Origin of the sequence: Paraburkholderia sp. MM5482-R2, assembly GCF_050436125.1 — a bacterium.
In the GTDB taxonomy this organism is placed as follows: domain Bacteria; phylum Pseudomonadota; class Gammaproteobacteria; order Burkholderiales; family Burkholderiaceae; genus Paraburkholderia; species Paraburkholderia tuberum.
Genome location: NZ_JBNDLP010000004.1, coordinates 924,651 through 943,110, shown reverse-complemented (window position 1 = coordinate 943,110; position 18,460 = coordinate 924,651). Strand labels below are relative to the sequence as shown.

Annotated in this window: 18 protein-coding genes and 3 pseudogenes; 15 read left to right on the top strand and 6 right to left on the bottom strand. The window is 62.3% G+C overall.

Annotated features, from left to right (window positions below; genetic code table 11):
* The first annotated feature begins 114 nt into the window (after nucleotides 1-114).
* The gene (locus OKW37_RS40385; RefSeq protein ID WP_429355234.1) at nucleotides 115-441 is read left to right on the top strand and encodes a LysR substrate-binding domain-containing protein; all 327 of its coding nucleotides are present in this window, start codon (nucleotides 115-117) and stop codon (nucleotides 439-441) included.
* Between the two features lie 52 nt (nucleotides 442-493).
* Here OKW37_RS40385 and OKW37_RS40380 read toward each other — a convergent pair whose 3' ends face one another.
* Nucleotides 494-655: a hypothetical protein gene (locus OKW37_RS40380; RefSeq protein WP_429402470.1), complete on the bottom strand. Its 162-nt coding sequence runs from the start codon at nucleotides 653-655 to the stop codon at nucleotides 494-496.
* 327 nt (nucleotides 656-982) lie between these two features.
* Between OKW37_RS40380 and OKW37_RS40375 the strand changes: the two genes are divergently transcribed.
* Both OKW37_RS40375 and OKW37_RS40370 read left to right on the top strand, forming a co-directional pair.
* The gene (locus OKW37_RS40375; RefSeq protein ID WP_184058641.1) at nucleotides 983-1,582 is read left to right on the top strand and encodes a LemA family protein; all 600 of its coding nucleotides are present in this window, start codon (nucleotides 983-985) and stop codon (nucleotides 1,580-1,582) included.
* 51 nt (nucleotides 1,583-1,633) lie between these two features.
* Entirely contained in the window at nucleotides 1,634-3,583 is a 1,950-nt protein-coding gene (locus OKW37_RS40370) for a M48 family metallopeptidase (RefSeq protein ID WP_429402471.1), read from the top strand.
* 83 nt (nucleotides 3,584-3,666) lie between these two features.
* On the opposite strand, the gene OKW37_RS40365 is transcribed toward OKW37_RS40370, so the two are convergent.
* Nucleotides 3,667-4,584 (bottom strand): mechanosensitive ion channel family protein, encoded by a 918-nt coding sequence (locus tag OKW37_RS40365; RefSeq protein ID WP_429402472.1) that lies wholly within the window; start codon nucleotides 4,582-4,584, stop codon nucleotides 3,667-3,669.
* Between the two features lie 440 nt (nucleotides 4,585-5,024).
* Here OKW37_RS40365 and OKW37_RS40360 point away from each other — a divergent pair.
* The 7 genes and pseudogenes from OKW37_RS40360 to OKW37_RS40330 form a co-directional block, all read left to right on the top strand.
* Nucleotides 5,025-5,348, top strand: a pseudogene (locus tag OKW37_RS40360) (hypothetical protein); the annotation flags it as partial.
* Nucleotides 5,345-5,593 carry a helix-turn-helix transcriptional regulator gene (locus OKW37_RS40355; protein ID WP_429402473.1) on the top strand — a complete coding sequence of 83 codons (249 nt, stop codon included), beginning with the start codon at nucleotides 5,345-5,347 and terminating at the stop codon, nucleotides 5,591-5,593. The pseudogene OKW37_RS40360 and the gene OKW37_RS40355, both read left to right, overlap by 4 nt.
* 149 nt (nucleotides 5,594-5,742) lie before the next feature.
* Nucleotides 5,743-6,228, top strand: a complete 486-nt coding sequence (locus tag OKW37_RS40350) for an Hcp family type VI secretion system effector (protein WP_429402474.1) — start codon at nucleotides 5,743-5,745, stop codon at nucleotides 6,226-6,228.
* Between the two features lie 12 nt (nucleotides 6,229-6,240).
* A pseudogene (locus OKW37_RS40345) lies at nucleotides 6,241-6,758 on the top strand (DUF2778 domain-containing protein).
* Nucleotides 6,739-7,005 carry a hypothetical protein gene (locus OKW37_RS40340; protein WP_429354425.1) on the top strand — a complete coding sequence of 89 codons (267 nt, stop codon included), beginning with the start codon at nucleotides 6,739-6,741 and terminating at the stop codon, nucleotides 7,003-7,005. Before OKW37_RS40345 ends, OKW37_RS40340 begins: the two are co-directional and overlap by 20 nt.
* Before the next feature lie 13 nt (nucleotides 7,006-7,018).
* Nucleotides 7,019-7,285 carry a hypothetical protein gene (locus OKW37_RS40335; protein ID WP_429355232.1) on the top strand — a complete coding sequence of 89 codons (267 nt, stop codon included), beginning with the start codon at nucleotides 7,019-7,021 and terminating at the stop codon, nucleotides 7,283-7,285.
* A 130-nt stretch (nucleotides 7,286-7,415) separates the two neighbouring features.
* Nucleotides 7,416-7,556 carry a hypothetical protein gene (locus tag OKW37_RS40330; protein ID WP_429354424.1) on the top strand — a complete coding sequence of 47 codons (141 nt, stop codon included), beginning with the start codon at nucleotides 7,416-7,418 and terminating at the stop codon, nucleotides 7,554-7,556.
* 95 nt (nucleotides 7,557-7,651) lie between these two features.
* Here the strand turns inward: OKW37_RS40330 and OKW37_RS40325 are convergent, their stop codons facing one another.
* The 3 genes from OKW37_RS40325 to OKW37_RS40315 all read right to left on the bottom strand — a co-directional run bounded on the left by OKW37_RS40325 (nucleotide 7,652) and on the right by OKW37_RS40315 (nucleotide 9,036).
* Nucleotides 7,652-7,789: a hypothetical protein gene (locus OKW37_RS40325; protein ID WP_429402551.1), complete on the bottom strand. Its 138-nt coding sequence runs from the start codon at nucleotides 7,787-7,789 to the stop codon at nucleotides 7,652-7,654.
* A gap of 34 nt (nucleotides 7,790-7,823) precedes the next feature.
* The gene (locus OKW37_RS40320) at nucleotides 7,824-8,087 is read right to left on the bottom strand and encodes a DUF1348 family protein (protein WP_429402475.1); all 264 of its coding nucleotides are present in this window, start codon (nucleotides 8,085-8,087) and stop codon (nucleotides 7,824-7,826) included.
* A gap of 91 nt (nucleotides 8,088-8,178) precedes the next feature.
* On the bottom strand, nucleotides 8,179-9,036 hold the full coding sequence (locus OKW37_RS40315; RefSeq protein WP_429402476.1) for an oxidoreductase: 858 nt from the start codon (nucleotides 9,034-9,036) through the stop codon (nucleotides 8,179-8,181).
* Between the two features lie 115 nt (nucleotides 9,037-9,151).
* Between OKW37_RS40315 and OKW37_RS40310 the strand changes: the two genes are divergently transcribed.
* A complete protein-coding gene (locus OKW37_RS40310) occupies nucleotides 9,152-10,126 on the top strand; it encodes a LysR family transcriptional regulator (RefSeq protein ID WP_429402477.1) in 975 nt (324 codons plus the stop codon).
* A gap of 199 nt (nucleotides 10,127-10,325) precedes the next feature.
* A complete protein-coding gene (locus tag OKW37_RS40305; protein ID WP_429402478.1) occupies nucleotides 10,326-11,183 on the top strand; it encodes an MBL fold metallo-hydrolase in 858 nt (285 codons plus the stop codon).
* A 180-nt stretch (nucleotides 11,184-11,363) separates the two neighbouring features.
* On the opposite strand, the gene OKW37_RS40300 is transcribed toward OKW37_RS40305, so the two are convergent.
* Entirely contained in the window at nucleotides 11,364-12,296 is a 933-nt protein-coding gene (locus tag OKW37_RS40300) for a LysR family transcriptional regulator (RefSeq protein ID WP_184068182.1), read from the bottom strand.
* A gap of 189 nt (nucleotides 12,297-12,485) precedes the next feature.
* Between OKW37_RS40300 and OKW37_RS40295 the strand changes: the two genes are divergently transcribed.
* The 3 genes and pseudogenes from OKW37_RS40295 to OKW37_RS40285 all read left to right on the top strand — a co-directional run bounded on the left by OKW37_RS40295 (nucleotide 12,486) and on the right by OKW37_RS40285 (nucleotide 18,428).
* Nucleotides 12,486-13,286, top strand: a complete 801-nt coding sequence (locus OKW37_RS40295) for a putative hydro-lyase (protein WP_429402479.1) — start codon at nucleotides 12,486-12,488, stop codon at nucleotides 13,284-13,286.
* Nucleotides 13,287-13,435: 149 nt separating this feature from the next.
* On the top strand, nucleotides 13,436-14,743 hold the full coding sequence (locus OKW37_RS40290) for an MFS transporter (RefSeq protein ID WP_429402480.1): 1,308 nt from the start codon (nucleotides 13,436-13,438) through the stop codon (nucleotides 14,741-14,743).
* 50 nt (nucleotides 14,744-14,793) lie between these two features.
* Nucleotides 14,794-18,428 (top strand): annotated as a pseudogene (locus tag OKW37_RS40285) (hydantoinase B/oxoprolinase family protein).
* The last annotated feature ends 32 nt before the right edge of the window (nucleotides 18,429-18,460 follow it).

The window sequence follows — 18,460 nt, the reverse complement described above, 5'->3', positions numbered from 1 at the left end:
GCGCCAATCGCGGTTTCGTCTTGTCTAGACAAGATGCGGGAAGTCGAATTTTGGCGCAAGCGCAATTTCTGAAAATGTCGCCGATTCAGGGTATCCACCAGGTTAGGGTCTCGGATCTGGCGCTTTACCCCGCCTGGCGGCGAACGCACAGTGGCAGTCACGGGTAATCGCATCAGCGACGATGCCGATGCAGTTCGTCGCTGGGCGATAGCCGGGGAAGGCCTTGTCTACAAGTCGCGACTGGACCTCATCGACGATCTGAAGGCAGGTCGACTGGTGGAGTTGTTTCCGCCGGCGTATTGCGAGCCTTCGCCGCTGCACTTGATTTGTGCTCACCGTGCGCAACTGACACCGACGATCAGCGCGTTGAATGCCTTCCTGCGCGAGCGCTGCTCTGCATTGCTGGCGAGCTACCCCTCGGGAGGCTCCCGCTCTGCGTAACGAAGTTCGCCCTTTCCTGATCGTCTCAATGAGTCGACCGAAGGCTCAGGCGCTAGCTCAGTGTCTTGAACTGGATACCCGGCCAGGTGAGTTTTGGCAGCCTGCTTTCCAGGCAGGTGCGGAGTTCCGGCACCTGCGCCGCTTGGTCGGAATCTCCCGGTCTGGTGAGGTAATACGCGTCACCACTTCCAACGGCGGTTTTAAACGGCAGCATGAGTTGCCGCTCGTCGATCGCGTCCTGTCGACCAGCTGCATCTCGCCGACGACGTTGCGCTCGCGGTCCGCGCGAACGTCGCGGTCATTACGACGCTCTCCGCACAGATCGCCATCGTGGAAAAGCGTCTTCGAAAAAACGTCGCACACACGCGGACTGCGCCCTCTTTACTCCAGTACCCGGCAATTGATGGAGCACGCTTAATTCGTACCCTTTGTCTTATAACAGTTTCACGAATTGATTGAATTAAATGTCATTTCACTTATCCTGTTTCCATAGTCGCGCGATGGTCCAAACCAGCAGTCCTCTCGTCGGAGGTCACGGCCAATGAGTCCCGTCGTCGTCACCCTGCTCGTGCTGCTGGGCGTCGGGCTACTGCTCGCGCTCCGCCTCATGGGCATCTACAACGGGCTAGTGGTCGCCCGGAACCGCTTCGCGAACGCCTTCGCCCAAATCGACGTGCAGCTCAAACGCCGCTACGAGCTGATTCCGAACTTAGTCGAAGCGGTCAAGGGCTACATGGGTCACGAAAGGGAGACGCTCGACGCCGTCATCAAGGCCCGCAACAGCGCGATGGCAGCCGAGCAGAAAGTCGCCGCCAACCCCAGCGACCCGGCGGCCATCAGGGGGTTTAACGAGGCCGAGGCCCAGCTCGGCGGCATTCTGGGCCGGCTCTTTGCGCTATCCGAAGCGTACCCGGACCTCAAGGCCAACCAGAACATGCTCGCCCTGCAGGAGGAACTGAGCTCGACCGAGAACAAGATCGGCTTCGCGAGGCAAGCCTTCAACGACGCCGCCACCGACTACAACAACCAGCGCGAGGTCTTCCCAGCCGTCATGGTGGCCGGCATGTTTGGTTTCAAGGAAGCGTCACTGCTCGAAACCACAGAGGCCGAGCGCGCAGCGCCCAAGGTGTCGTTCCGGTAACCGGAACCGCCACGGCTCCGTGTGCTTCACGCTCTCAAAACCGCGCCGACCATGGCCACCAATTTCTTTCAGCAGCAGGATTCGGCACGGCGCAAGACCTTCCAGCTGGTGGTCTATTTCGTCCTCGCGATCCTGATTCTGATCGCCCTCGTGTACGGTCTGTTGGTGGCGCTCAGCATGTATGGCGCTCACGAGCCCGTGTCTTGGTGGCAACCTGACATGCTCCTGCTCGCGGCGCCGGCGGTGGGCATCCTGGTCGGCGGTGCCAGCGCGCTCAAGGTGTCCCAGCTCGCTTCTGGCGGGCAGGCCGTCGCCTTGATGTTGGGCGGTAAGGAGGTGCCCGGCACGAGCACCGACGCGCGGCAGAAGCGGCTGCTCAACGTGGTCGAGGAGATGGCCCTCGCTGCGGGAGTGCCGGTGCCCCCCGTATATGTTCTGCCGGAGACCGGCATCAATGCCTTCGCGGCCGGCTACGCCCCGGGCGATGCTGTGGTCGCCGTCTCCCAGGGCTGCCTCGACTACTTGACCCGTGACGAGCTGCAGGGCGTGGTGGCGCACGAGTTCAGCCATATCCTCAACGGCGACATGCGGCTCAACATCCGGCTGATCGGCCTGATCTTTGGGATCATGGCGTTGTCCATCATCGGCCGCAGCCTCATGTTCGCTTCCCGCGCACGCTCGTCGGGAAGACAGGATTCCCGCGGCGGCATGGTGCTACTGGGCCTGGGCGTGTTTGTGCTGGGACTGGTGGGAGCGTTCTTCGGTCGGCTGATCATGGCAGCGGTGTCCCGGCAGCGCGAGTACCTGGCCGACGCGAGCGCCGTCCAATTCACGCGCAACCCCGACGGGATTGGCGGGGCACTCAAGAAGATCGGCGGGCTGGCCGAGGGGTCGCGCATCGACACCCCCCGGGCCGCCGAGGCTGGTCACATGTTTTTCGCCAACGCTTTCGCCGGCGAGGGGCTCGCCGGACTGCTGGCCACCCACCCGCCCCTCGTCGAGCGCATCCGCCGGCTCAATCCCCCGTTCGACGGCCAGTTCCCGGAAGTGCGACCGGTCGATGTCGATCGGGAACAACTCAAGGGCACCCGCCCCAGCCGCGTCCCGCCGTTCGCCGGGGTTCCCACGTTACCGGGGCTGCCGCAGGTGCCGGTGCCGGTATTGGGCTTCGCCGCCGATGCGGCGTCCCGCGTCGGCCACATTGATCCACAAGTGATTGACTACGCCCACGAGCTGCACGACAGCATGCCCGAGGTGCTCCGGGTCGCCGCACAGGAGCCGTTCAGTGCTCGCGCCCTGGTCTATGCTCTTCTCATGGACCCGCGGGCGGACCTGCGGGAACTCCAGCTGACCCAGCTGAAGGCCGACGCTGAGCCCCAGGACTTCGCGGAAGCCTTGCGGCTGGTTGTCCCTGTCCAGGTACTGCCGGACACGCATCGGTTGCCGCTGCTGGACCTGACCTTGCCAGCCCTGCGGCAGATGTCGCCGCGCCAGCACCGGGCTTTCCGCGCCCAGGTCGAGATGCTAGTGATCGCCGACCAGCGGCTGAGCCTGTTCGAGTACACGCTCCGCTGTGTGCTGCATCGCCATCTCGACGCCCAGTTCCTGCCGCAGCGTCAGACTCGTCCAATGCACAGTTCGCCGCAAAAACTGGCGCAGCCGGTGGCGACGGTGTTAGCGCTGTTGGCCTGGGAAGGCCAGCCGGAACCCGACCAGGCCGCCCGGGCTTTCGATACCGGCATGCGCGGCTACATTGGCGGCGACCACACCCACCGCTTGCCGCCCCGCGAGAAATGCACCCTCGCCGGTTTCGACGCGGCCCTGCAAACGCTCGATCAATCCATCCCGGCCATCAAGCAGCGGATTGTCGCCGCCTGCGCGGGCTGCATCGTGGCGAACCAGCAGGTCACCGTCCGTGAAGCGGAGCTGCTCCGCGCCATTTGCGATACGCTCGACTGCCCGCTACCGCCGCTCGTCGCGAGCGAATCGGAAAGACGATGAACGACATTGCATGCAGGGTTTTGTCGCGGCAAGGAACGCAGAACAACTGCGATCGCTATGCCGCGAGATCGAAGAACCGCGGGTTACACCCCCTGCTCCGGTTTTCTGATCGCGGATGACCCTGCCTGACCGGCGGCTGCGCCGGTTGCCGACGCGGCCGTCGCGCTCGGCACGATGTGCAGTTCACGGGTGCGCAACGGCAGCGAACATTGCGCGTCGGTCAGTGTTTGACGCACCCGGCGCGCGAGTTCCCAGCGCATGGTCCAGAACATGTCCGTGTTCGACCAGACGCGGATATTCAGCACCGCCGTGCTGTCGTCGAAGCGGATGACCATCACCTGCGGCGCGGGATCGCGGAGCGCACGCGGGTCGGCCGCGGCGAGCGTGCGCAGCGCCTCAAGCGCGCGATCCACATCGTCACCGATCGAGATCTCCACTTCGAGATCGAGCCGGCGCATCGGATTACGGCTGAAGTTGCGGATCGAATTGCTCCACAACGCGCTGTTCGGCACGTATTCGCAGATGCCGTCGGGTTTGGTGAGACGCGTCGTGAACAGATTGACTTCGTCGACCGTGCCCGCGACACTGCCGGCTCCGCCCTCGATATAGTCGCCGACCTTGAACGGCCGCAACACCAGCAGCATGATGCCGGCCGCGATGTTCTGCATCGTGCCTTGCAGCGCGAGACCGACCGCAAGACCGGCTGCGCCAAGCACGGCAATGATGCTGGCCGTCTGGATGCCTAACTGCGACAGCGCACCGACGATCGCGACAATGCGAATGCCCCACAGGCCGATGTCGCAGAGGATCGGTCGCAGCGTGGCGTCCATGCGTGACTGACGCGCAAGGAGCCGGCTCAGCGACATCGAAGCGCGGCGCGCGACCCACCATCCGATCACCAGTATGCCCGCAGCGGCGCCCAGATGAATCGAGAACGCGGTGAGCATATCCAGCAGGAAGGCCCATCTGCCCGGACTGATTTCGACGAGAAGATTCTCCATGTGTCTTGACGATCCCTATATTGGACAGCGGGTAGATTGCCGCGCGCGAGCATCGACGGTATATGTGGACGAACTCGACTGGCTTCCGGGAATTTAACCAGATAACTTCCGTTTTGGGCATTATCAGCGGTTAGAGCTGCGTGTTTTTTCTGAGCCTGTTATCCAGATCGCTTCTGTCGTAACGGCAGCCGCCCGAGCTAGCGGCTGCCCGCCCCGAGTTCCGTGAACGGCCCCGCCGGCGTGACTTTGAGGAGACGGAAACGATGTCCTCACGCCCCGTTCGACCTTCTCTGCAGGCGTTTCGATAAACCACTCAAGATACCCACAGAAGCTGGGCACAAGCCTGTGGACAACAGGCTCATGACTCGCTCAACTCATTGAGCGCATTGGTTTTCACTCACATGCTTCCGATAGGTCGGCTGCGTCGCGGCCACACGCGTGTCGGACGAGCCGCCGTCGCCGCGGCGGCGCTCTCGCTCACCTTCATCGTGCGCGGCGCGCTGCACGTACCGATTCAAGGATCGGTCGCGCTCTTTCTCGCTGGCGCGGCGCTGCACCTGTTCGCCACCACTTCGATGGGCATTTTCATGGCCACGCTCGCGCGCAGCATGCCGCAGTTCGTGCAGAACGTCATGCTCGCCGCGCCCACCACGCATTTCGTCGAGCTCGGCCAAGCCATACTCTTTCGTGGCGCGGGCATCGCCGTGGTCTGGCAACCCTTCCGGTGGCTCGCGGCGATAAGAGGTCACACAGCGCATGAATGAGCGCCCTGCTACGCCGCGCGGAGGTCGAGCAGCGTATCGGCCTGACCGGATCGACGATCTATCTGAAGATCGCGCAAGGCAAGTTCCCCAAACCCATCAAGGTCGGCGTGGCGGCGGTGCGCTGGCGTGAAAGCGGGGTCAATCAATGGATCGCAGGACATCCACCCGACCCGCATCGCGCGGGTCTTTTTTTGCCTGCGCGCTGCGCTCGATCAGATCGCAGTCACACTTCCGATGTTTGTTAAATCACGTCAAGGTATTGATAGTGCATAGCATCCCCGTTGCAAATGTTTGCGTAGCCGGGTAAAAAATTGTCCGTTCGTAGCGCATACCTTATTAAAAATGAGGTCGTAACCATGCAGCGCTCATTTGACCATTCAAGGAAAAATTCAAGATGCCAATTCCTGCCCATATGTGGCTGAAAGATGATGGCGGCGCAGACATCAAAGGCTCGTCAACCGTTCAGGATCGCGAGGGAAGTATCGAAATTATCGGCTTCAGCCACGGCGTGAATTTGCCGGTCGATGCGGCCAACGGCAAAATCACCGGCGCGCGTGCGCACTCGCCGATTGCGTTCGAAAAGGAGTTCGATGCGGCGACGCCTTATCTTTACAAGGCCGTGGCGAAGGGGCAAACGCTGCAGTCCGCCGAGATCATGTGGTATCGCATCAACGATGCAGGCAAAGAGGAAGTCTATTTCGTGATCACGATCGAAGGTGTGAAAGTGTGTGGCATCAACCCCGGCATGGCTAATACCAGGCTGGCGCAGGCAACCGCACTCAATCACGTTGAAGCGGTCTCCATGATGTACGACCGCATCACGTGGCATTACCTTGATGGCAATATCAAATACACCGATTCGTGGAATGAGCGCGGATAAGGGGGCGTGACAATGGCCTATCAGGGTAAGTTTTGGTGAACAACGAGCAGTTTTCACCGCTCACAATTTTCGGTGTCGGCACGTTCGACGCGTATTCTGGAAACGATCAATACCGCAATCGCGGTGGCTGCACGGCTGTGCCAAGTAACGGTCCGATCCCTGCCGGAAAATACTGGATCGTAGACCGGCCCACTGGCGGTATCGGGTCTCAAGCTTGGGCTTCGATAAAGGACACAGTTAATTCAGCGATTGGGAGTGCGGTACATCATCGCGAATGGTTCGCACTGTATCGGGATGATGGACTCATTGACGACGTGACATGGATTGATGGTGCCAAGCGCGGACAATTCCGGTTGCATCCGGCAGGCGGCGAAGGTATTTCACTCGGCTGTATTACGCTTCCGAGCCGCACGGATTTTCTGAGAATCCGTAACGCGCTGCTGCACACCATGACCATTCCTGCCGGCAATTCGGGGCTTCGCGCCTACGGAACAATTGAGGTCATCACGTATGGCAACACTTGTCCGTAGGCTGTTCAAGGTGGCGCTATTTGTCGGCCTGTTCTGCCTTTCCGTGCCCTACGTCCACACATACCCTATACCGATGCCGGAAAGGCAGGCGCTTGCGTGGTTACACGCTGCAAATCGGCTTGGCATTCGCGACCCGGATGATTTATACATCCCGGTCATGCTGCTGGCTGATCTGCTTGTGGCGACGCTTGCCTATGTGCTGATCATGAGGCTATGGCGGCACTGTCGCGGCAAAAGGCAACGTTGAGAAATAGCGAATGATGTCCGCACTTGTCCGTAGGCTGTTCGAGGTCGCGCTGTTCATCGGCCTGTTCTGCCTTTCCGTGCCGCATGTCCACACGTACCCCCGGCCAATGCCTGAAAGCCAGTCGGTGGTATGGTGGCGTGCTTCGCGCTGGCGTGGCATCCGCGATCCCGAAGATTTGTATTTCGTGGTCTGGGTGACTATTGATCTAATCGTGGCGACGCTTGCCTATGTGGTGATCATGAGGCTATGGCGGCGCTATCGCGGCAAAAAGCCACATTGAGAAATAGCGAGTGACGGCCGCACTTGTCCGTAGGCTTTTCAAGGTCGCGCTCTTTATCGGCCTATTCCTTCTATCCGCGCGCTACATTGGCCGGAATGGGCCGATGCCAGAGAGTGAGGCGCTTAGGTGGTTGAGCATCGCCAACGGCCTTGGCCTGCGTGAAGCCGATGATGTTTATGTCCCGGTGATGCTGACGGTTTGGTTGGTCGTCGCTGTAGTGGCTTATATCGCAATCATGAGGCTATGGCGGCGCTATCAACGCAAAAACTAACAGGGTCGATGAGCAGCGATCGGGCCGAATTCATTCCTGCGCGGTCCCGTCCAGTCCGGCGCGTGATGATCGCGTTGCGGGGGTTAACTGGTGGGTCAGAAAGTGCGCGTTTGCTCAGAGCCAGGCGAGACAAGGCTTTGCACGGCGCGCGCGAATTTGGTCTGGAAGGCGATCCCTTCGATGATCCCGGTGATATCCGCGATTCTGGTGGAACTCGTCCTGATCTTGCTCATCGTATCGACCAACGACGGTGCTCAGCGCAATTTTTCAAAGACCCAGCTCGCTCAGACCTGGGTGATCGTCGGGGCGGCGACCCAGCGGCGAATGGAACTTGCGATCGCTTGCCTTGATCGGCATGTCGTTGATACAGGCATACCGGTGGTGCGTCAGACCATCAGGTCCAAACTCCCAGTTCTCGTTTCCGTAGGAGCGGAACCAATTGCCAGCGTCTTCTGCAAGTCGAACCTTCTCGATTGCGGATTCAAGGGTGAACGGTGGGATGGGCGGGCGCACTTCAGCGTTTATGGACATCACAGACTCCCCTTATCCAGGCGGGATTGAGATAGAAATGGGCACTACTCAGCAGCGCAACCGCGCTACACGTTCGTCATCTCGAGAGAACTCAGTCTGAGAAATCGGTTGACGCCGATAGTGCCTTCCACGTTTCAGTTTCCGTAGCCACATAGGCGTTCTTTTCAGCTATCGCCTTCAGCGTGTCGGTTCCGAGCGGCAGACGCAGTGGCGGTCTCGGTACATCGACAAGCGTGACGAGGGCCTTCGCAAGCTTCTGCGGGTCGCCCGGTTGATTGTGATTCATTCCTTCAGCGAATCGACGCACATTGCCCGACGTCTCGTCGTAGTCGTCGATGACCTCCTTGCCGACGACGAGCGACGACGCATCGAGGAAATCGGTACGGAAATAGCCGGGCTCAACGACGGTCGCGTGAATGCCGAGTGGCTTCAACTCCGCGTGGAGCGCTTCCGTAATGCCTTCGACGGCGAATTTCGTCGAGCAATACACCCCGAATCCCGCCGCCGAGCGATAGCCGCCGATCGAGGACACGTTGATCACATGGCCCGAGCGCTGTCCCCGCATCACTGGCAGCACCGCACGCGTGACATTGAGCAGTCCAAAAACGTTGGTGTCGTATATGCGACGCACGTCTGCGTCGGCCGATTGCTCTACGGCTGCGAGCAGTCCGAAGCCGGCGTTGTTGACCAACACGTCGATCCTGCCAAACTTTGCCAAAGCTGCCTGCGCGGCTCTTTTGGCCTGCTCCTCGTCAGTTACGTCGAGCGCGACCGGCAACAGCGCAGGTGATTCGCCGAGACGCTCAATGATCGCCCGAACGTTGCGTCCCGCCGCAACCACTGCATTTCCGTCCGCCAGGGCCGCTTGTGCGATCAGTGCGCCTAACCCGCGTGAGGCGCCCGTAACGAACCAGACGCGCTTGAACTCGTGCTTCGTAGCGTTGCTCATGATTTGCTCCCGTTTCGTGGTGAACGTGAAGAGAAGCATAGGGCGCGCGATTAACAGCTACCAGGCATCGAATGCTAGACTCATAATCAACCAATATTTGCGAATGGACTCAGCCATGAATGAGGTCCGGGCGATTTCGGTGTTCGTCCGCGCAGCAACGCTCGGCAGCTTCCGTCGGGCAGCTGCGGACCTGGGCATCTCGCCGCAGGCCGCGAGCCACGCGGTCATGCAGCTCGAAAAGTCGCTTGGCGTCCGGCTGTTTCATCGGACAACGCGAAAGTTGAGTCTGACCGAAGAGGGGCAAAGACTATTGCAAGGTGTCGAGCCAGCGCTCGCTATGTTGTCGTCCGCGATTGACGATGCTCGCCGTTCAGGGGAAGAAGTTGCGGGGCCCCTACGGCTAAGCGCTCCGACGGCGCTCGGGCGAACGGTACTCTGGCCATCGATCCTTGAGTTCGCGGCGCTATACCCTGACGTGCAGATCGATATTCGCTTCGACGATCATTTCACGGACCTCGTCAGCGATCGCGCCGACGTCGGCTTCCGCGGCGGGTCCCCGCCTTCCGAGGGGGCAATTGCCAGGCGACTGCTACCGATTCAGTTGATCGTATGCGCGTCGCCAGCCTATCTCGAACGGTACGGCACGCCGAAAACCGTGGACGAGCTCGATGCGCATCGTTGTTCTGGATACCGGCGTGCGAACACCGGCAAGCAGGCGCCGTGGGAATTTATGGTGGGCGGGGAGATTGTGTATCGGGAGATGGCTGCTTCGGTCTGTTCGAACGATATCGACGCGGAAACCGAAGCGGTACTGGCCGGCGTGGCAATTGGGCAGCCTGGAAGTTTCTCGGCCGTCTCACACATCCGGGCTGGACGGCTCGTGCCTTTGCTCACTCAGCATTTGACCCAGCGCGAGTCGATTTACGTCTACTACCGTCGCCGGACGGAACAACCGCTGCGCGTGAGAACCTTCATCGACTTCATCGTTGCGCGCCTCGCGGACAACAGTCAATTTTTCCTCACAGCAGAGGAGTTGGTTACTTCGACGAGCAGAAGCGGCCGCGCCAGGAGCAGACGAAGTGCCGCGTAGGGGTGTCTGTTGCGGCAAGCGTAGCCAGCCGTGGTAAATCACGCGCCAAACGCAGACAAGGCTTCGTAGCGGAACAAGGGCGTGGCGAACGAGCCGTTTGCGCCTGTACGTCAATGATCGTGTAACAATCCCTCCAACGACCGCGAGACGCCAGCGAGCGTCGAGCCGGCGGATGCGCACGTCAGCCCGGGAGCATCAGATGAAGCCCATACGTAATACCGACTCTGCTTCAGGAGAGTGGTACATCGACACTGCATGCATCAATTGCGGTGCATCTCGTCACGTCGCGCCTGGGCTGATTGTCGAGCGCAACGACAAGAGTGTCTTCGTTCGGCAGCCGGCCACACCGGAAGAGCAGCTTGATGCCTGGCGTGCGGTGCTCGTCTGCCCTACGGCGTCGGTACGCAGCGAAACGAAACAGCCTCGTCCGAACGCGGCGATCTTTCCGCAGCAGATCACATCGGGCGTGTGGCGCTGTGGATTCAACGCACGGTCGTCGTTTGGCGCACATTCTTATTTTGCCGCGCGTCCGGAAGGCAATCTGCTCATCGACTCCCCGCGCTATGCGGCGGAACTCGTGAAATGGTTTGACGGCGCTGGCGGTATTGCGCACATTCTGCTGTCGCATCGTGACGACGTCGCAGACGCGGACAAATACGCGCGTCAATTCGGCGCGCGCGTCTGGATTCACCGCGAGGACGTGTCGGCTGCCCCATACGCGACGGATCTGCTCGACGACGGTTCAGCACTGAACATTGCGGCCGGCGTGCGCGCGATCCCTGTACCCGGGCACACTCGGGGTAGCGTCGTGTACCAGCTCGATGATCGCGTGCTGTTCTCGGGGGATTCGCTTGCCTGGAGCCCACGCCAGCAGGACCTCGTCGCGTTCAGGGACGCGTGCTGGTACTCGTGGACAGCGCTCACCGAATCGCTCGGCAAGTTGGCCGCGTATCGCTTCGAATGGCTGCTTCCTGGTCACGGTTGGCACGCGCATTTGCAGGCTGCGGAAATGAATGCCCGCTTGCTCGCATTGGTTGCACGCATGCGAAAGGACTGAATTCGCTGTTTTTCGCTAAAACGCGTCGTCCTTGCCCCTGTGGAAACGCTTGAACTCGAACCGCACGTGCCAAACAATCGCCTCGACCAGGATCGACGAAGTCGTCAACGATCTGGAGCGCGGGGTCGAATGACTCTTCCCGGGTCGCTTGCCGCCTCCAGAGTCCGCAAGAGCCGGGCTCTATAGCCGCTCGATCAGGCGTCGGTCTCCCTGCTCGCAGTATTCATGACACGCCGCACGTGCCGCGTTCGCTGCGCCGTGCACGAAAAGCGGCGCATCCGCGCGTCGGGACATCGACACCACGATGGACGGCGGCGAGGGCTGCAGCGGCAGTTCGACCACCTCGCCTCGCGCGATCAGATCATCGACGAACAGACGCGGAATTGCCGCCACGCCGAAGCCATCGCGCACGAGTTGCACGATCACCGAAATCGATGGCGAACCCGTAATGCGCGTATCCGCGAGCGGCACGCCGTTGGCGAGTGCGAGCTTGCTGACGATGTCCTCCAGCGCGCGATGAGGCGCCGTCCCGCGCCCGAATGTGAGGATCGGATGACGCAGCACGCGTTTCGCGAGTCCGCTGCGCGAAGGCGGTAGCAGCCCCGCGCGCGCGATCCAGTGCACCGGATAGTTCGCGAGCGCATCGCAGACGATCGATTCCTCGTCGCTGCCTTCCACGCGAACGATGAGATCGAGTTCGCCCGCCATCAGACGCCGCTGCAGTACCACGCTCACGTCCACCGCAAGCTCCACTTCGAGCTGCGGATAGTCCTTCGAGAGCCGCCGCAGATAGTCGGCAAGCCAGCTATGCACGACCGTCTCGATCACGCCGAGTCGCAACTTGCCGCGCATCGCGCCTTCATGTGACGCGGCGGCCTGCAACTGGCGCGTCGCCTCGACCACGGCCTTCGCGTAGCCGAGCAGATATTCGCCGTTCGGCGTGAGCCGAAATTCCCGGCTCTCGCGATCGACGAGCACGGTATGCAATTCGTCTTCCAGTGCCTTCAGGCGCTGCGAGATCGCCGCCGGCGTGGCGTGAAGCGCGGTCGCCGTAGTGCGGAAACTGCGCAGCTTGGCAAGCGTGACGAAGGTTTCGAGGAAGCGCGTATTCATCAGTCAAAGGTGGGCAGTGCAATGGAAGCAAACCGCTCCAAAAATCTCAACGTGACTCGGGAAAACCCGCGATTCCGTTAAGAAATTCTATTCACCTGGCGCAAAGAAAACTAGCTGGCGTCAAATTTTCTTCTTTTCTATGCTTCGCCTGACGGTAGGCAAGGCGCATCGCCCACCGCAGACAATCCGATGCAACCGCCAGAGCACGCTAACACCATGACTCCATCCGAATTCCGCCAGGCCGTCCGTCACCGCGACTTCCGTGGCCCGACGGCCGGCCATTGCGGCGACTACGCGCAAGCCAATCTCGCGATCCTGCCCGCTGCGCACGCGCACGATTTCCTGCGCTTTTGCCATGCGAATCCGAAGCCATGTCCGCTGCTCGGCGTGGGCGAGCCTGGCGAGTTCCGCGTGCCGATGCTCGGGCGCGACATCGACATCCGCACCGACGTGCCCGCGTACAACGTCTATCGCGACGGCAACCTGAGCGAGCGCGTCGAATCGATCGAAGCGCTCTGGCAGGACGATTTCGTCGTATTTGCAATTGGCTGTTCGTTCTCGTTCGAGCACATGCTCGCGAAGGAAGGCATCGGCCTGCGCCACGTCGAAGAAGGCCGCAACGTGCCGATGTACCGCACCAGCATCCCCAACCAGCGGGCGGGCGTGTTCGGCGGCGAACTCGTCGTGTCGATGCGGCCGCTGCGCGGCGCCGACGCGATCCGTGCCGTGCAGATCACGAGCCGCTTTCCGGGCGTGCATGGCGCGCCCGTGCATATTGGCGATCCAGCGGAACTCGGCATCGTCGATCTCGCGCGCCCCGAGTTCGGCGACCCGGTGACGGTCCGCTCGGGCGAACTGCCTGTCTACTGGGCTTGCGGCGTGACGCCGCAAACGGCACTGATGGCCGCGAAGCTGCCGCTCGCGGTTGCGCACGCGCCGGGCCACATGCTGATGACGGATATCACTAACGCGTCGCTGGCTATTTTCTGACCGTCCCGGCGGCGCGCCGCGCCGTCGTGCAACAAGCGATTCACAGCACCTTGAAGCCATCGGGCCGCGCGGCCCGGAGGGAATGACGCATCCCTACGTTCGTGCGTGGCTTCGATCGTTTCGCATGCGTCTATCCATAGGAGCAGCAGATGGACAGCAAGACACTCACGGCGAGCGTCGACGATGCCGCCGACATGAAGTCAGGAACGGGAAGCCCGCAGCTTTCCTGGTATGCCGAAGCCGGTCCGCACGCGCGTCGCGCGTTCTGGAGTTGCAAGGTCGGCTACATGCTCGACGGCATGGACACGCAGATGCTTTCCTTCGTCATCCCGACGCTCGTCGCTACCTGGGGCATCTCGCTCGCGGACGCCGGCTTCATCGGCACGTTGACGCTGCTGTCCTCTGCGCTTGGCGGCTGGATTGCCGGCATTCTTTCCGATCGCATCGGCCGTGTGCGCACGTTGCAGCTCACCGTCTTGTGGTTCGCCGTGTTCACCGGCCTATGCGGCCTCGCGCAGAACTACGGCCAGTTGCTCGCGGCTCGCGCGTTGATGGGCTTCGGCTTCGGCGGCGAGTGGACGGCGGGCGCGGTGCTGATCGGCGAGGTGATCCGCGCGCGCGACCGCGGCAAGGCGGTCGGTCTCGTGCAGTCGGGCTGGGCGCTCGGCTGGGGCATGGCGGCCCTGCTCTACGCGGTGCTGTTCTCCGTGCTGGCGCCTGAAATCGCGTGGCGCGCATTGTTCCTGATCGGACTCGTGCCTGCCCTGCTCGTGCTCGCGATCCGCCGCTATGTGAAGGAACCTGAAGTATTCGAACAGGCCAGGGTTCAGCAGTACGACACTCAGGACACGCCGCGCTTCACTGAGATCTTCTCTCCCAGGCTGCTTTCGACGACGCTGCGCGCCGCACTGCTTACGACGGGCGCACAGGGCGGCTACTACGCGATCACGACGTGGCTGCCGACTTTCCTCAAGACTGAACGTCATCTCACGGTAATGGGCACGGGCGGCTATCTGGCGACGATCATCGCGGGCTCGTACGCGGGCTATCTGTGCAGCGCGTGGCTCACGGACCGCATCGGCCGCAAGCCGAACTTCATTTTGTTCGCGCTGGGCTCGATGGCGATTGCCTTCGCGTATACCTCGTTGCCGCTCACGAATGCATCGATGCTGTGGCTCGGCTTTCCGCTCGGCTTTTTCGCGTCGGGCATTTTTTCCGGCATGGGCGCGTTTCTCACCGAACTGTTTCCGACCCGTGTGCGCGGCTCGGGCCAGGGGTTTTGCTACAACGTCGGCCGCGCGATCGGGGCGCTGTTTCCGGTGCTGATCGGCGTGCTGTCGAGCCGCTTCGGCCTGGGCACGAGCATCGGGATTTTCGCCGTGGCCGCGTATGGCGTACTGATCATCGCCGCGCTTACGCTGCCCGAGACGCGCGGTCGCGAACTCGAATCGGCCTGATTTTCACCTTGCGCACACCACTACCACTTTCGCATCACGACCACGACACCATGAAGCACGATCACGCCTCCGATGTTTGCACGCCGTCCCGCTGGCAGTTCTGGATCGACCGCGGCGGCACGTTCACCGATATCGTCGCGCGCCGCCCGGATGGCACGCTCACCACGCACAAGCTGCTTTCCGAACACCCGGAGCAGTATCGCGATGCGGCTGTCGCCGGGATTCGCCATGTGCTTGGCCTGCGAGCCGGAGAACCCATTACGTCGCGCGACGTCGAGATGGTCAAAATGGGCACGACGGTCGCGACCAACGCGCTGCTCGAACGCAAGGGCGAGCCGGTAGCGCTCGTCACCACGCGAGGCTTGCGCGCGATGTGTTGCGGATCGCGTATCAGAACCGCCCTCGCCTGTTCGATCTCGACATCGCGTTGCCGGAAGCGCTCTATGAGAGCGTGGTGGAAATCGACGAACGCGTGAGCGCGCAAGGCGAAGTGGTCGCGACGCTCGATCACGCGGCAGCGGAGCGCGCACTGCGCGAGGTCTACCACAGGGGCATCCGCGCACTCGCAATCGTGCTGATCCACGGTTATCGCCACACGTCGCATGAAAGCGAGCTTGCGGATCTGGCGCGCCGAATCGGCTTCACGCAGATCTCGGTGTCCCACGAAGTCTCGCCGCTGATGAAGATGGTCTCGCGCGGCGATACGACCGTGGTGGATGCCTATCTGTCGCCCATCCTGCGCCGATATGTGGATCAGGTCGCCAGCGAAATGCCGGGCGTGAACCTGCAGTTCATGCAAAGCAGCGGCGGACTGACACGCGCCGATGTATTTCAGGGCAAAGATGCGATTCTCTCCGGCCCGGCGGGCGGTATCGTCGGCATGGTGCGCGCGGCACAGGCAGCGGGCTTCGAGCGCGTGATCGGCTTCGACATGGGCGGCACGTCGACGGACGTCTCGCACTTCAACGGCGAGTTCGAGCGCGTATTCGAAACGCAGGTGGCAGGCGTGCGGATGCGCGCGCCGATGATGAGCATCCATACCGTGGCGGCAGGTGGCGGCTCGGTGCTCGGCTTCGACGGCGCCCGGCTGCGTGTCGGCCCCGACTCGGCGGGCGCCAATCCGGGTCCGGCGGCGTACCGGCGCGGCGGCCCGCTCGCGGTCACCGACTGCAACGTGATGCTCGGCAAGATTCAGCCCGACTATTTCCCGCGCGTCTTCGGTCCGAACGCGAACGAGTCGCTCGATCGCGAGGTCGTCGCTGAACGCTTTCGGGCACTCGCCGATGAAATCTTCGCGGCTACGGGTCAGCGTCGCACACCGGAAGAGCTCGCCGAAGGTTTCCTGGAGATCGCCATTGGCAGCATGGCTAACGCGATCAAGAAAATTTCAGTGCAACGCGGCCACGACGTCTCGCAGTATGTGCTGACGACTTTCGGCGGCGCGGGCGGCCAGCATGCGTGCGGTGTGGCCGACGCGCTCGGCATGACGCGGGTGTTCGCGCATCCGCTTGCCGGTGTGCTCTCCGCTTACGGCATGGGCCTCGCGGATCAGACGGCGATGCGCGAGCGAGCGCTCGAAATCTCGCTCGACGACTCATCGCTTGCGACGCTGGAAGCCGCGCTCGATGCGCTCGCGGCCGATGCAACCGGCGCACTGCTCGAACAGGGCGTGGACGCCGCGCGTATCACGACTGAGCGACGTGTCCATCTGCGCTATCAGGGCACCGATTCATCGCTCGCAGTGCCAGCGGGCAGCGTCGATGCGATGTGCGCCGCTTTCGAAGCCGCGTATCGTCAACGCTATGCGTTCCTGATGGCAGATACGCCGCTCATCGCGGAACTCGCTTGCGTCGAAGCGATCGGCCATGCCGACGCGCCAGTCGATGCCGGCAGCCTGCCGCAGCGCGCGGCAGGCGACGCGCCCCATGCGCAGTCGGTTGTGCGCATGTATTCGAGCGGTAGCTGGCACGACGCATCGCTCTACCAGCGCGAAACGCTGTGCGCAGGCGACACGCTCGACGGCCCGGCGATCATCGCCGAAAAGAACGGCACAACCGTGGTCGAGCCGGGATGGCAGGCGGTGCTGACCGTTCAAGGCAACGTGGTGATGACCCGCGTGCAACCGCTGCCCACGCGCCGCTCGATCGGCACCGAGGCCGACCCCGTGCGCCTCGAAATATTCAACAATCTGTTCATGTCGATTGCCGAGCAGATGGGATTGCGTCTGCAAAACACGGCGTATTCGGTGAACATCAAGGAGCGCCTCGACTTCTCGTGCGCGATCTTCGATGCTGCGGGCAATCTGATTGCGAACGCGCCGCACATGCCCGTGCATCTGGGATCGATGGGCGAGAGCATCAAGACCGTCATCGAGCGAAATCGCGGCGCGATGCGCGACGGCGATGTGTTCATGCTCAACGACCCGTATCACGGCGGCACACATTTGCCCGACGTGACCGTCATCACGCCCGTGTTCGCGGACGGTTCGGCCGAGCCGCTCTTCTACGTCGGCTCGCGCGGCCACCATGCGGATATCGGCGGAATCACACCCGGTTCGATGCCGGCCGCTTCGTCGCATATCGAAGAAGAAGGCGTATTGGTCGATAACTGGCAGCTTGTTTCAGCGGGCGTGCTGCGCGACGCCGAAACACGCGCGCTGCTCGCATCGGGCCGCTATCCGGCACGCAACGTCGCACAGAACATGGCCGATCTGCGCGCGCAGATCGCAGCGAACCAGAAGGGCGTGGACGAGCTGCGCCGCATGGTCGCGCAATTCGGCCGCGACGTGGTGCTCGCCTTCATGCAGCACGTGCAGGACAATGCCGAAGAAGCGGTGCGCCGCGTGATCGGCGCCCTCAAGGACGGCGCGTACCGTTACGAACTCGATAACGGCGCGGTGATCGACGTCGCGATTCGCGTCGATGCTGCGACGCGCAGTGCGACCGTGGACTTCAGCGGAACGTCCGTGCAACTGCCGAACAACTTCAACGCGCCGAAGGCGGTCTGCATGGCAGCCGTGCTGTACGTGTTCCGCACGCTCGTCGGCGACGACATCCCGCTCAACGCGGGTTGCCTGAAGCCCCTCTCGGTGATCGTCCCGGACCGCTCGATGCTCAATCCGGTTTATCCGGCAGCGGTGGTCTCGGGCAACGTGGAGACATCGTCCGCGATTACGAATGCGCTCTATGGTGCGCTGGGCATCGTCGCTTCCAGTCAGGGCACGATGAACAACTTCACGTTCGGCGACGCGCGCTACCAGTACTACGAGACGATCGCAGGCGGCAGCGGCGCGGGCGATGGCTTCTGCGGCGTCGACGCGGTACAGACGCACATGACCAACTCGCGCCTGACCGATCCCGAAGTGCTCGAATGGCGCTATCCCGTGCGGCTCGAGTCGCACCTGATCCGCGCGGACTCGGGCGGCGCGGGACGCTGGCGCGGCGGTAACGGCGCGATCCGGCGCATCCGCTTTCTCGCGCCGATGACCGCGTCGATTCTCTCGAACAACCGCATTCACGCGCCTTTCGGCGCGGCAGGTGGACGCGCGGGAAGGCGGGGCAGCAATCGCGTCGAGCGCGCGGACGGCGAGATCGTCGCATTGGACCATATCGCCAGCGTCGAGATGGCCGCGGGCGACGTGTTCGTGGTGGAAACGCCGGGTGGCGGGGGTTTCGGGGAAGCGTAATGCTTCATGGACTGCGGATGTTCAATGCCGGA